The sequence below is a fragment of the Enterobacter cloacae complex sp. ECL414 genome, assembly GCF_021869685.1.
Lineage (GTDB): Bacteria > Pseudomonadota > Gammaproteobacteria > Enterobacterales > Enterobacteriaceae > Enterobacter > Enterobacter kobei.
In genome coordinates, this window is the sequence record NZ_CP091481.1 from 2,425,373 (window position 1) to 2,439,018 (window position 13,646).

14 protein-coding genes are annotated in these 13,646 nt (G+C 54.1%); 11 read left to right on the forward strand and 3 right to left on the reverse strand.

Translation table 11 applies throughout. From position 1 onward, the window contains the following. The first annotated feature begins 21 nt into the window (after nt 1-21). The 5 genes from L3068_RS11770 (at nt 22) to L3068_RS11790 (ending at nt 5,841) form a co-directional block, all read left to right on the forward strand. Nucleotides 22-1,470: a sensor domain-containing diguanylate cyclase gene (locus L3068_RS11770; protein WP_117581681.1), complete on the forward strand. Its 1,449-nt coding sequence runs from the start codon at nt 22-24 to the stop codon at nt 1,468-1,470. Nucleotides 1,471-1,581: 111 nt separating this feature from the next. Beyond that, nucleotides 1,582-2,547, forward strand: coding sequence for a sensor domain-containing diguanylate cyclase (locus tag L3068_RS11775; RefSeq protein ID WP_058690768.1), 966 nt, complete (start codon nt 1,582-1,584; stop codon nt 2,545-2,547). An 82-nt stretch (nt 2,548-2,629) separates the two neighbouring features. Further along, nucleotides 2,630-3,157, forward strand: coding sequence for a GNAT family N-acetyltransferase (locus tag L3068_RS11780; protein WP_023338319.1), 528 nt, complete (start codon nt 2,630-2,632; stop codon nt 3,155-3,157). Between the two features lie 116 nt (nt 3,158-3,273). Beyond that, nucleotides 3,274-4,725, forward strand: a complete 1,452-nt coding sequence (locus L3068_RS11785; RefSeq protein ID WP_117581683.1) for a tagaturonate reductase — start codon at nt 3,274-3,276, stop codon at nt 4,723-4,725. Between the two features lie 201 nt (nt 4,726-4,926). Next, nucleotides 4,927-5,841: a bestrophin family protein gene (locus tag L3068_RS11790; protein ID WP_023337298.1), complete on the forward strand. Its 915-nt coding sequence runs from the start codon at nt 4,927-4,929 to the stop codon at nt 5,839-5,841. On the opposite strand, the gene L3068_RS11795 is transcribed toward L3068_RS11790, so the two are convergent. Further along, nucleotides 5,829-6,377, reverse strand: a complete 549-nt coding sequence (locus L3068_RS11795) for a GNAT family N-acetyltransferase (RefSeq protein ID WP_014883841.1) — start codon at nt 6,375-6,377, stop codon at nt 5,829-5,831. The two genes, L3068_RS11790 and L3068_RS11795, sit on opposite strands and share 13 nt — an antisense overlap. A 134-nt stretch (nt 6,378-6,511) precedes the next feature. Here L3068_RS11795 and L3068_RS11800 point away from each other — a divergent pair, with 134 nt between their 5' ends. The 6 genes from L3068_RS11800 (at nt 6,512) to L3068_RS11825 (ending at nt 12,137) form a co-directional block, all read left to right on the forward strand. Further along, nucleotides 6,512-7,096: a hypothetical protein gene (locus L3068_RS11800; protein ID WP_117581695.1), complete on the forward strand. Its 585-nt coding sequence runs from the start codon at nt 6,512-6,514 to the stop codon at nt 7,094-7,096. Nucleotides 7,097-7,148: 52 nt separating this feature from the next. After that, nucleotides 7,149-7,589, forward strand: a complete 441-nt coding sequence (locus L3068_RS11805) for a GNAT family N-acetyltransferase (protein ID WP_014883843.1) — start codon at nt 7,149-7,151, stop codon at nt 7,587-7,589. Nucleotides 7,590-7,735: 146 nt separating this feature from the next. After that, nucleotides 7,736-8,731, forward strand: a complete 996-nt coding sequence (locus L3068_RS11810) for an alpha/beta fold hydrolase (protein ID WP_117581697.1) — start codon at nt 7,736-7,738, stop codon at nt 8,729-8,731. 44 nt (nt 8,732-8,775) lie between these two features. Continuing rightward, a complete protein-coding gene (locus tag L3068_RS11815; RefSeq protein ID WP_014883845.1) occupies nt 8,776-9,516 on the forward strand; it encodes a response regulator in 741 nt (246 codons plus the stop codon). Further along, a complete protein-coding gene (locus L3068_RS11820; RefSeq protein ID WP_117581699.1) occupies nt 9,513-10,811 on the forward strand; it encodes an ATP-binding protein in 1,299 nt (432 codons plus the stop codon). Before L3068_RS11815 ends, L3068_RS11820 begins: the two co-directional genes overlap by 4 nt. A gap of 135 nt (nt 10,812-10,946) precedes the next feature. Then, nucleotides 10,947-12,137, forward strand: a complete 1,191-nt coding sequence (locus tag L3068_RS11825; protein WP_117581700.1) for a cytochrome c biogenesis protein/redoxin — start codon at nt 10,947-10,949, stop codon at nt 12,135-12,137. Nucleotides 12,138-12,145: 8 nt separating this feature from the next. Here the strand turns inward: L3068_RS11825 and tam are convergent, their stop codons facing one another. After that, nucleotides 12,146-12,904, reverse strand: a complete 759-nt coding sequence (tam, locus tag L3068_RS11830; RefSeq protein ID WP_014883848.1) for a trans-aconitate 2-methyltransferase — start codon at nt 12,902-12,904, stop codon at nt 12,146-12,148. An 83-nt stretch (nt 12,905-12,987) separates the two neighbouring features. Continuing rightward, complete coding sequence (locus tag L3068_RS11835) at nt 12,988-13,572, reverse strand: NUDIX hydrolase (RefSeq protein ID WP_014883849.1); 585 nt, start codon at nt 13,570-13,572, stop codon at nt 12,988-12,990. Nucleotides 13,573-13,646: the final 74 nt, after the last annotated feature.

The window sequence follows — 13,646 nt, forward strand, 5'->3', positions numbered from 1 at the left end:
ATTCATATGGAATGATATTTAATGCGTTCTGCTCTCACCGCCTTCAGGTTGTTCCAACCCGACACGCCGCTGCGTAATGCCTCGGCGATATTTATTCTCACCACTCTCTTTTATTTTGTGGGCGCGGAATTGCGGCTGGTCGAGGCCTTATCCCTGTTCTGGCCGCTGAATGGCGTTATGGCAGGGATCTTTGCCCGTTATGTGTTTCTGCATCGCCTGCATTACTACGCGGTATGTTATGTCGCGATGCTGATGTACGACGCGGTGACGACTAACTGGGGAATGGCCTCGGTGGTCATAAACCTGTCTAATATGATCTTTATCGTCGTTGTCGCCGTGCTGGTTCAGCGTGACAGACGGTTGATGAAGAAAACCCCCGATCCGCTCAACGCATTACGGCTGTTTAACTACTGCCTGATTGCTGCGCTGCTGTGTGCCTTGCTCGGTGCGTTCGGGTCCGTGGGGATAGACAGTCATACCTTCTGGCCGCTGTTTGCCGACTGGTTTAGCGAACAATTCTCCACTGGCGTACTCGTTGTGCCGTGCATACTTACCCTCGGTTTGCCGGTGCGGGAACTCAGGGTAAATCTGGAGAAACTGTTACCGATCGTCGCGCTGGTTGTTTCGGTGGCTGCCTCGGTGGTGATTGGCGGAGCGGGAAGCCTCGCATTTCCGCTGCCTGCGCTTATCTGGTGTGCGGTACGCTACTCGCTGCCTGCGACCTGCCTGCTGACGTTTATTACAGGGGCGATTGAAATCATTCTGGTCGCCAACTCCATCATAAATATCGCCGTGGCGACGCCGCTCTCGACCCCGATGATGTTTTCTGCGCGGCTGGGTATTGCCACGATGGCGATCTGCCCGGTGATGGTCTCCGTCAGCATGGCGGCGATTAATTCCCTGATCCGTCAGGTATCCCTGCGGGCGGATTATGACTTTCTGACCCACGTCTACTCTCGTTCCGGGCTTTACGAGGCGCTAAAACGCGAAGAAACGCACCGTCATCCACGTTTTCTGACCGTCATGCTGCTCGATATTGATTACTTCAAAAGCATCAATGATAACTACGGTCATGAGTGCGGCGACCGCGTGCTGGCAGCCTTTGCCCGCCAGGTTCAGCAGGTCGTTGGCGAAGACGGGATGGTGGCCCGCATGGGGGGAGAGGAGTTTGCTGTGGTCGTCAATTCGGGCGATGAACAACACGGCTATGCACTGGCGGAACGTATCAGGAGTACCGTCGCCAGCCATCCTTTCACCTGGCGTCAGCAGACGCTTTATCTGACGGTCAGTATTGGCCTCGGAAGCGGAAAGGCGGAGTCATGGCAGTTGACGGAGGTCTTCAACAAGCTGATGGCCGAGGCGGACGATCATCTTTATCGTTCAAAAAAGGCGGGTCGAAATCGTACCAGCGCCCGGCTGGCGGATGAGCAACTTGCCGCCAGTGCCGGGAGTGAAACTGAGTTGCGTTAATCGTTATAAGGCATTGACGTGAATTAGATAGCGGCTTAACAGGATATTCGCACACTGACAATGTCTCTGTTTAAGCTACGCTTTGAGTAACGCTTTACGTCAGGAGACATTATGAAAGCACCTGCAACACCTGAAAATGAAACAGACCGACTTCACTCGCTGCGCGAATCGGGTCTGCTTGAGATCGACAGTTCCCCGGCGTTTGACCGCTTAACGCGCCTGGCGAAACGCTTTTTCCAGGTGCCACTGGCGATGGTCAATCTTATTGATGAGCACTCGCTGATCGTGAAATCGGCGGATGGACAGGCACCCGGTTCCGTTCCGCGTAACATCTCTTTCTGTGGCCATACGATCCTCACTGAAGCTCCGCTGGTGGTAGGGGATATGCTTCAGGATGACCGGTTCGCGGATAACCCGCTGGTGGCCGGTGAGCCCGGCGTGCGTTTTTACGCGGGCTTCCCGCTGCGCTTACGAGACGGCGCAAGCGTTGGCTCGCTCTGCCTGATTGATTACGCTCCTCGCGAGTTTTCAGCGGCCGATCTCGCCGTACTGGGTGACCTGGGCGCGCTGGCTGAGGATGAATTTGCCGCCATCAGCGCGGCGACCACGGATGAGTTGACCGGGTTATTCAACCGACGCGGCTTTAATCAGCTTGTGCGGTTCACACTTTCCATTGCCCGACGCCGTGCTGAGCCGTTGACGCTCGGATGGCTGGATCTGGATCGGTTCAAGGAGATTAACGATCGTTACGGGCATGAGGAGGGGGATAAGGCGCTTAAAGTCATGGCGCAACTGATGCGTACCTCTTTCCGTGAAGCGGATCTGCTGGTTCGTTTCGGTGGCGATGAGTTTGCGGTGCTGTTTGCCGACACGGATGAGCAGGGGGCGTGGATTGCCATGCAGTATCTCGCCGAGCAGGTCGAAAACTACAATGCGCGCAAGTTACACCCATGGTCGCTGAAGTTCTCCTGGGGGCTGAGTGAATTTGATCACAACAGTAACGACCTGCAAAAGTGGCTCAACGATGCCGATGCAAAAATGTATGCCATGAAGCAGCAGCGGCAGCGCGGGCGGTGATATAACAAAAGCGTATGACTGACCCGATTGCGTTAAGAAAATGTTAAATGCAAAGTGTGGGTATTCAACGTAAGGACAAACAATGAATACCTCACTGCATATCCAAAACTTCACCCGTGACGACATTCTCACTCATCTTGATGCGCTGGCCGGGATCCTCGAAAACTGCGTGACCGGCGGCGCATCCGTCAGCTTCATGTTGCCGTTTAGCCTCGAGAAGGCCCGTTCATTCTGGCTCGGTATTGCTGAAAGCGTAGGGCGCCATGAGCGCGTTGTGCTTGCCAGCGTTGATCCCCAGCTGGGCGTTATCGGAACGGTGCAACTGATTACTGACCAGCCAGAGAATCAACCTCATCGTGCCGATGTGGCAAAACTTCTGGTACATGAAAAAGCGCGTCGCAAAGGGGCCGCGATGGCGCTGATGGAAGCGCTTGAGGCTGAAGCCCGCGCCAGAAATATTTCGGTTCTGGTACTCGATACCTCCACCGGCAGCGGCGCTGAGACGTTTTATCAGCGTGCCGGCTGGCAAAAGGTCGGTGAGATCCCGCGCTACGCCCTGATGCCGGACGGTGCCATGACGGCGACGTCCGTGTTCTACAAATTCTTATAATTTTCGTCACAACCACGCCGTGAATTGATCGAAACAGGGTTCCTGGTCGGAAAGTTTTGATAAGTTATCGTACCAATCTTATCAGGCTGTATGACTAATCATAAAAGGAACCCATTGTGAACACGCTTAACCGTCGTGATTTTCCCGGTGCTCAATACCCTGAACGCATCATCCAGTTTGGTGAAGGCAACTTCCTGCGTGCGTTTGTCGACTGGCAAATTGACCTGCTAAATGAACATACCGATCTCAATGCCGGTGTGGTTATCGTTCGCCCCATTCAGAGTGCTTTCCCGCCCTCGCTGAGCACCCAGGATGGCCTCTATACCACCATCATTCGCGGCCTGAATGAGCAGGGCGAAACGGTAAGTGAGAGCCGTCTTATCCGCTCGGTTAACCGGGAGATCGACGTCTACAGCCAGTATGATGCGTTCCTGAAACTGGCCCACAACCCCGATATGCGTTTTGTTTTCTCGAACACCACCGAGGCCGGGATCGGCTATCACGCGGGTGACAAATTCGACGATGCGCCTGCCGTGAGCTATCCGGCGAAACTGACGCGCCTGCTGTTTGAGCGCTTCAGCCACTTCAATGGTGCGACCGATAAGGGCTGGATCATCATTCCGTGTGAGCTGATAGACTACAACGGAGATGCCTTGCGTGAACTGGTCTTGCGTTATGCGCAGGAGTGGGCGCTGCCTGCCGCTTTCATCCAGTGGCTAAATGAAGCAAACCATTTCTGCTCAACGCTGGTTGACCGTATTGTGACCGGTTACCCGCGCGATGAGGCGGCCGCGCTGGAAGCTGAGCTGGGATATCACGATGCATTCCTGGATACGGCAGAACACTTCTACCTGTTTGTTATTCAGGGGCCTGCATTCCTTGCCCGAGAACTGCGTCTGGATAAGTATCCGCTTAATGTGCTGATTGTGGATGACATCAAACCCTACAAAGAGCGCAAAGTCGCCATCCTGAATGGTGCGCATACGGCACTGGTGCCGGTCGCGTTCCTGGCGGGGCTGGATACGGTCGGTGAGGCGATGAATGATGCCGATATCTGTGCCTTCGTCGAAAAAGCGATTTATCAGGAAATTATTCCGGTCCTCGATCTGCCACGTGATGAACTTGAATCGTTCGCCAGCGCGGTAACAGGGCGTTTTCGGAACCCTTACATCAGACACCAGTTGCTCTCGATTGCGCTCAACGGCATGACTAAATACCGCACCCGCATTCTGCCGCAGCTGTTGGCCGGGCAGAAGGTCAGGGGGCAGTTACCATCCCGTCTGACGTTTGCGTTAGCGGCCCTGATTGCGTTTTATCGCGCGGAGCGTAACGGGGAGGGCTATCCGGTACAGGATGATGCGAACTGGCTGGAATGTTATCAGCAGTTATGGGCGCGGCACCGCGATAATCAGATAAGTACCCGTGAACTGGTGCAGGCTGTGTTGAGCGAGAGAGAGCACTGGGAGCTGGACCTGACGCAGGTGAACGGCCTGGTGGACCAGGTGACGCTGGATCTTGATGACATTTTGCTGAAGGGAATGCGCGCAGCGGTGAAACCACTTTGCTAATCACGTCACCCGGCTGCGGCCGGGTTTAAATAGAATCTATTTTAGTTACAACATACTATTGACTCCGTTTTTAAAAAAGAGAATCAGCACCGTGCATGTTTCGCTTTGCAGATGGGAAAATGCAATGTCCCGTTAACATGCTTGCAACTGTGAGGGGGATCACGTTTAATAGCCACGCTCTTTTCTTGCCTGAAACTCACTATGATTGTTCGTCCTAAACAGCACTGGCTACAACTGATTTTTGTCTGGCACGGTTCGGTACTTCCCAAAATCTATACCCGACTGCTGCTCAACTTCCTGCTTTCTATCGCCGTGATCCTGATGCTGCCGTGGTACACCTCGCTGGGCATCAAATTTACCGTCGCGCCCTTCAGCATTCTCGGCGTGGCGATCGCTATCTTTCTGGGTTTCAGAAACAACGCCTGTTATTCACGTTACGTCGAGGCTCGACTGCTCTGGGGGCAGTTGATGATAGCGGCACGCTCGCTGTTTCGCGAGGTAAAAAACACCTTGCCTGACGATAAACATCTGGGTGAGTTTGTCCGCCTGCAGATTGCCTTTGCCAACTGCCTGCGAATGACCTTGCGCCGGGAACTGAACGCTGACGAACTCGCTCGTTATCTTGCTGCGGATGATTTACGGCACGTGATGGCTGCCAACTCGCCGGCCAACCGTATTCTACTGATCATGGGGGAGTGGCTTGCCGTGCGGCGGCGTAACGGACAGCTTTCGGACATCCTTTTCCACAGTCTGAACAACCGCTTGAACGATATGTCCATCGTCCTTTCCGGCTGCGAGCGTATCGCGACGACGCCAGTGCCGTTTGCCTATACGCTGATTTTGCACCGCACGGTATATCTGTTCTGCATCATGCTGCCGTTCGCGCTGGTTGTGGACCTGCATTACATGACACCGTTTGTCTCCGCGCTGATCTCTTACACCTTTATCTCGCTGGATACCCTGGCAGAAGAGCTGGAAGATCCGTTTGGTACGGAAGATAACGACCTGCCGCTGGACGCCATCTGCAACAATATGGAACGCGATCTGCTGCAGATGAACGATGAAGAGAACATTCCTGAAAGGCTGATGCCAGATAAGCATTATCAGCTGACCTGACGGGCGTTCCACTCGTCGCGGGTGATCTCCCACAGTTCGGAGTCCAGCATACCGCTGACGTAGGCTTTCTTTTCCGTTCTGACAAGCCGCATGCCGCTGCTGTCTGAAATACGACGTGAGCGGCTGTTGGCGGCGGCCTTCGGCGCACGCAACACCGCTTTGTTCAGCGTATTGAACCAGTAATCCGTCGCCGCAATGCTCGCCTCCCGCATATAGCCTTTACCCTGAAACTCCGGTGCAAGCCAGAATCCGCGGTTGTTATCTTCAATATCGTACAGGCAGATAATACCCATCAGTTCATCCGGTACTTCGCGACGTCGGATGCTCCAGAACCAGGCAATCCCTTTTGCCATATCGGGCAACGCCACGTTGTTAACATAATTTTCCGCACCGTTATCCGGGTAAGGCCAGGGCACCGAAGAGACCATATAACGCACGATCTCCCACCGCGGATATAGCTTCTGTATCTGGACAGCATCTTCGGCAACCAGCGGTTTTAACAGTAAGCGTTCAGTCGTGAGCGTAGGTATTGTCATCCGCGGATCTCCGTATTTAAGCGTTATGTTTTTGTTTGGGTTCTGGTATTTTTATCTCTATCACATTCCAGTGCGCTGCGCTGTGGTTATTGACCACCAAAATCGTTTCCTTTTATTTGATGGTGATATTTTTGATGAGATTGCTGCCACTTTTAAACGGACGCGTTTTCTGTGATCTCCTGCATCATGGCAGGGAGATTGAGAAGACTATCGCCCGAGGCGAGGCTCATCTATTGAACCATTCCACTCCCGAGCTTGAACGTTATTTTTCCCGGCCGCTCAATGAGCTTCCACGTCAAAACCCTTATCCGGTCGCGGTGCTGCTTCCTCTGTTTTTAGTGGCTTTTGCATTTAATCTTCTACCTTTTCTCCATGCGTTTCCGGGCTTATCACCTTTACACCATGCACTGAGCTTTTTCTTACCGTCATTGGTCATGATTGGCGCGCTCATCATCACAAGCGTATTTCTGGCTCGGGGATTAACGTCAGGGTTAGCGGGATTTCTGGCGCTGTTCTTTATTTTGCTGATAATAACCGTCGTTCAGGCGGTATATCTCTTGCTTGCCCATCACGGAAGTAGTTGGCCATTGGTCATTGCCTTCTTCGCGTTGGTACTTTGCAGACTGGTGATGAATGGAAAAGGGTTCGTGCTCTTTACGCTCTACTGCCGTACGCAGCGTCTTGCCCATCTGGCCCGCAAAATGCGATTAAAAAGGTGATACGACCCTACGCTGTTTCGATATGGCAATTAACAGGTATTGCGAGGAACACATGGCAGTTACGGTAAGACCGCTACGCGAAGATGATTATTCTCAATGGCGACCGCTGTGGGATGGCTATACCCATTTCTATGAGTGCTATCTAGAGGAATCCGTTACCGCATCAACCTGGGAAAGGGCGCTCTCAGCGCAATCGTCGATGTTCTGCCGCGTGGTAGAGAAGGACGAAAAAGTGATCGGTTTCGCAATGTGTATTCTGCACGAAGGCACCTGGTCAACAGCGCCCATTTGCTACCTGGAAGATCTGTTTGTTGATGCTGCCGAACGCGGCGCGGGGGCGGGCAAAGCGCTTATAGATGCCCTGATTGCAGAAGGTAAGCGTGAAGGGTGGTCAAAACTGTACTGGGTCACACGGGAGAATAACCCGGCGCGTAAACTCTACGATCAATACGGTGAGGCCGACGATTACGTTCGCTATCGCCTTTCCCTTTAAGGCTAAAACGCCTGTGTTTGTATCACACTGTATCTGTTTTCCTGATACATACACAGGCTTGCAATAAACCCGCTTTCGCACATATCCGCTATACATTGAGGTGTTGTTATATCCCCGTGAATTGAACTCAATCGGAGACACCAAATATGTTCAGCAAACTCGCTTACTCGACCCTTGCTCTGACCGTTTCTCTTGGCACCGTGATGTCCTGTCAGGCCGAAGTCACCGGCACCAGCTTCACGGCAGCCTTTGACCACCCGCAGCAAATTAACGCCGGCGACCTTAACGTCGGGTATGTCGACATCGGCCCGAAAGACGGTCAACCGGTCATTTTATTACACGGCTGGCCCTACGATATTCACAGCTATGCTGAAGTCGCTCCCGCACTCGCGGCAAAAGGTTACCGTGTCATTGTGCCTTCTCTGCGCGGCTACGGTACCACTCGCTTCCTGTCAGCTAAAACCCCGCGCAACGGCCAGCCGTCTGCGATGGCGAAAGATATTGTTAATCTGATGGACGCCCTGAATATTAAACAGGCCGTATTTGCAGGCTACGACTGGGGTGCCCGCACCGCGGATATCGTTGCGGCGCTGTGGCCAGAACGCGTTAAGTCGCTCGTTTCGGTGAGTGGGTATCTCATCAGCAGCCAGCAGATTGGCAAACAACCGTTGCCGCCAAAAGCAGAGCAGCAGTGGTGGTATCAGTTTTACTTCGCCACCGAGCGCGGTGCGGAAGGCTACGCTAAAAACACGCATGACTTCGCCCGTTTGATCTGGTCGCAGGCCTCACCGGACTGGAAATTTAGCGATGCAACCTTCAACGCCAGCGCCAAATCGCTCGATAATCCGGATCACGTCGCGGTGACGCTCAGCAATTACCGCTGGCGCTTAGGGCTGGAAAAAGGTGAGCGCAAATACGACAGCTACGAGCAAAAACTGGCCGTGCTGTCGAATATCACCGTACCAACGATCACCATCGAAGGCGGAAACAACGGGGCACCGCATCCGGCTCCACAGGCCTACGCGGGTAAATTTACCGGTAAGTATGAACACCGCACCTTTGGGGCGACTGTGGGTCACAATCCACCTCAGGAAGATCCGCAAGATTTCGTTAACGCTGTGGTCGACGCAGATAAACTCTGAAATGTGCTATTTTCAATACGTTACCCTTCAGTCTGGAGATTTCGGTGGAGCATATTGACCATATCCTTGTCGTCGATGACGACAGGGATATTCGTGAACTGATTGTCGACTATCTCGTTAAGTCCGGTTATCGCGCCTCCGGCGCGGCCAACGGCAAGGAGATGCGCGCCGTGCTGGATAAACAGCATATCGACCTGGTGGTGCTGGACGTCATGATGCCCGGCGATGACGGTCTTACGCTGTGTCGGCAACTGCGTGTCGGCAAACATAAAGATCTGCCTATCCTGATGCTGACGGCGCGTAATGAGGAGACGGACAGGATCCTGGGGCTGGAGATGGGGGCGGATGATTACGTTGTGAAGCCTTTTGTTGCGCGCGAATTACTGGCGCGAATCAAAGCGATTTTACGCCGTTTTCGTACAATGCCGCCCAATTTACAGGTAACAGAAGCAGGGCGACTGGTGACGTTTGGTGAATGGGAGCTCGATACCGTTGCCCGCCACCTAATAGACCCGGAAGGGGTGATTGTGGCGCTCAGCGGGGCGGAGTATCGCCTGCTGCGCGTTTTCCTCGATCATCCTCAGCGCGTGTTGACTCGCGATCAGCTGCTCAACCTGACGCAGGGGCGCGACGCCGAACTGTTTGAACGTTCTATCGATCTGCTGGTCAGCCGGGTACGTCAGCGCCTGAATGAAGATGCGCGTACACCCGCCTATATTAAAACCGTGCGCAGCGAGGGCTATGTGTTTACCATGCCGGTCACGATCAAAGAGGCGAACGAATGAGGTTCTGGCCACGCTCACTGTTGGCCCGTTTGCTGCTCATTGTGCTTCCCGGCCTGTTGCTGGCCAACGCCCTGAGCCTGACGCTGGTCATGATAGAACGAATGCACAGCGCCCGCACGGTGATGCTCGGTAACCTGGAATACGATGTCGCGACCAGCGTGGCCATTTTAGACCGCTTGCCGGCCACTGAACGGGCGGCGTGGCTGCCGCGCCTTGAGCGGGGTAACTATCGTTATATCCTCGGTCCGGGTGAGCCGGGCAACGCACCGACGGATAAGCGTTCCCAGGATGCCATCCGGACCTTAAAAGCGACACTGGCAGCACAATACCCGCTCAGCTTTACGGCTGTTCCTGGCACCATTTCACATATCCAGGCACATCTTACGTTACACGACGGTGCGCCGTTGACCATTGATCTGATCCCGCGCATGCCACCGGTCGCCAGCTGGCTGCCCGCTGTTCTCATCCTGCAACTGTTGCTGCTCGCGGCCTGCTCCTGGTTTGCCGTGCGGCAGGTTGTGCGGCCTTTTTCACAGTTTACCCGCGCGGTTGACGCCCTGGATCCGGCGGCCAATACGCCAATGACCGAGAAAGGGCCGCTTGAGGTACAACGGGCTGCCCATGCCTTCAACGCCATGCAGGCACGTATTCAGTCTTATCTCCGGGAACGTGCGCAGATTCTGGCCTCCATTTCGCACGATCTCCAGACGCCGATTACCCGCATGAAGCTGCGGGTCGAAATGGCGGAACAACCTGAACTGCGCGACAAGCTAATGGATGACCTTGATAATATGTCGCGTCTGGTGCGCGAGGGGATTGCCTATGCCCGGTCATCAGAATCACTGGAAGAGACATCGCTGAAGCTGGAACTTAATGCCTGGATAAACAGCATCGCCTGTGATTATCAGGACATCGGTAAAAACGTGCAATTTCAGGCGGGCGAATCCCGTTTGCCGATTGTCACGCGTCCGCAGGCGCTTCGCCGGGTGATGACCAACCTGCTGGATAACGCCCTGAAATTTGGCGAGCGCGCCAATATTGTCATTGATGATTCATCCGCCAGTGAGGTGGTGATCCACATTATTGATGGCGGCCCGGGAATACCCGATGCCGAACTGGAGGCCGTATTGCAGCCGTTTTATCGGGTTGAAACATCGCGCAACCGTGATACCGGTGGAACCGGACTGGGTCTGGCAATTGCTGCGCAACTGACCGCACAGCTGGACGGCAAGCTGAAGCTGGTGAACCGCGCCGAGGGCGGGCTGGATGTCTCCGTTACGCTCCCACGACGTTAATTGTATGGCTTTGTATCTGCCTTCCGGGAAGATACAGAGCCAGACAAAACCCGCGCTTTTACACATATCCTGAACACATCCGCACGATGAAATAGCCTCACTGCAGCGTCGCAGGACTTGTATCGTGAGGTCTCTATGTTTTTGATAATTGCTTTTCTGGGCGGGATGATAAGCCTGCTCAGTCCATGTACGCTCCCGGTTATTCCCCTCCTGTTTGCCGGTTTTCAGGGGCAAAGACGACATATTATGGCACTGCTCGCGGGGATGATCGTGATGTTCACCCTGGTTGCGATGGTTGTCACCGTCGCCAGTGAGTGGATAGCTGAAGCCACCGTCGTTGGACGCTGGATCGCGCTTATCATTCTGGCTACGGCCGCGCTGGCGTTAATTTTTCCCTCCTTTGCCCAGCGAATTGCCGGGCCAGCAGTCAGCGCGGGAAACGTCCTGAACACCCGAAGCGGACAAACACGCGGCATGGCATCTGCTTTTCTGGCCGGGCTGGCGGTCGGGTTGCTCTGGTCCCCCTGCGCAGGTCCCATTCTGGGGGCGATATTCAGCCTTAATATTGCGGGACATTCAGCCATCGCGACAGGGGCGTTACTTGCCGCCTACGGCAGTGGATGCGCGTTAATGCTGGGTTTACTCGTTCTCGGAGGCCGCACGCTGATGGCACCACTGAGAGCAAAATCGGCGCTGATGGCGAAGCTTCGCCAGGGGGCTGGCGTGGTGATGTTAGCGGCTGTCGTCTTTAACGCGACCGGAATGACGTCTGTTCTGAAAGGCGCAAATGGGGTGGCGGACCGTCTTGAAACCACGCTGCTGAATCTGGCAAAACCCGCTACACAAGCGGTGAAGCTCCAGCCGGTGGTGATGACCGAGCCGAGTAGCCAGCTGCCGTCGTTGAGCGGTGGAACAGGGTGGATAAACGGTGACCCTGTCACGTCTGAATCACTGCGCGGGAAGGTGGTCCTGATTGATTTCTGGACCTGGGACTGCATTAATTGCCAGCATACGCTTCCGCATGTGCGCGACTGGGCCACAAAGTATCAGTCGCAAGGTCTGGTCGTGATTGGGGTTCATACCCCGGAATATCCGTGGGAGAAACCGATTTCGTCGGTAAAAAATGCGGTGAATAAATGGCAGCTGCCGTATCGGGTTGTGACGGATAATAATTACCAAATCTGGAATGCTTTCGGCAACCAGTACTGGCCAGCGCATTATTACTTTGATGCTAAAGGGCAGCTGCGCTACACCTCCTTTGGGGAGGGAAATTACGATAAACAGGAACAGGTGATCCAACAACTGCTGAAAGAAGCCCGTTCCTGACTACCACCTCAGGGTTGACGCTGAGCAACCATAAACAACCGAGGAAAAGCCAGCAGTATCTGCCCGTTTTCCTGGAGCGGATACTGCTCTTCCAGTAGTTCATGGTAGCGTTTCAGGAAACGTTTCTGTTCGTGCTCGTTCAGTTCCTGGAGCCATGGGCGTAACCCGGTGGCGCTGACCCAGTCAATGATGGCCTGATGCGAGCGCATTTTATGGAAATAGGTCGTCCGCCAGATATCCACCTCACACCCGGCTTCGGACAAAATGTCATAGTAGGCATGGACCCCAGGCAGCGGTTCTCTACCGCGGTCAGGATAGTCTTGCTCCAGGGCCACTTCGCGCATGGCTACGTGAGTAGGCTCAAGCCAGTTGTCCGGCATCTGGATCGCCAGGACGCCATTAAGCGCGAGGAGAGAAACAAGGTGAGGCAGAAGATCGTAATGGTCTGGAACCCATTGCAATGAGGCATTGGCATAAATCAAATTCAGCGCCTGGTCCGGCTTATACTGGCGGATATCGGACTCAACAAAGCGGCAGCCCGGCAGCGCACTGCGCGCCTCTTCCAGCATGGCAGGCGAGTTATCGACCCCGGTAATCTGTGCGTTCGGCCAGCGATGGCGCAACAGCGCCGTGCTGTTTCCCGGACCACAGCCCAAATCGGCGAGGGTGGCGACGTCATCCAGTGGGATTCTGGCGAGTAGCTCAGCGGCAGGACGCGTGCGTTCAGCACCGTATTGCAGATAAAGAGAAGGGTTCCAGTCGGCCATCTTTAGATCTCCTTTTTGCGTGTACCAGCAAGGATAGCACAGGCCGGCACCTGCACCGGGACAGGTGCCGCAACAAGGTCAGATTACAGAATGCCTTTCAGTGCAACATGATAGAGCAGCATGATGGTTTTCCCGTCAACAATCATGCCCGTTTCAATGCCCCGCAAAGCGTCCTCAAAGGGGAGCTCCAGCACGTCGATATCCTCACCCTCCGCTTTGATACCGCCGCCTGCGCTGGTTTTATCCTTTGGCTGATATTCGGCAAGGTAGAAGTAGAGTTTCTCCGTAACGGAACCCGGGCTCATATAGGCTTCAAAGATTTTCTGCACGCTCGACACCTTAAACCCGGTCTCTTCTTCCGCTTCTGCCTTTATTCGGCTCTCTGGATCCATATTGTCGAGCAGGCCCGCAGCAGCCTCGATCAGATCACCCTGATGACCATTGATAAAGACCGGGAAACGGAACTGGCGAGTCAGAATCACCGTTTTTTTATCACGGTTGTAGAGCAGAATAGTCGCGCCATTCCCCCGGTCATAGACTTCACGCGTTTGTCGCTGCCATTCGCCATCGCGTCGTTGATGGTCAAAGGTATATTTTTTGAGTAAGTACCAGTTATCTGACAATATTTCATCGTTAATGATGCGCACATCTGCACGTTTCGATTGCACGTTTTGTCCTCCTTACGTAGAGTAACGATCAATAACAGCATTAACGTGCAGTTTCAAGATTTATCATGCAATAT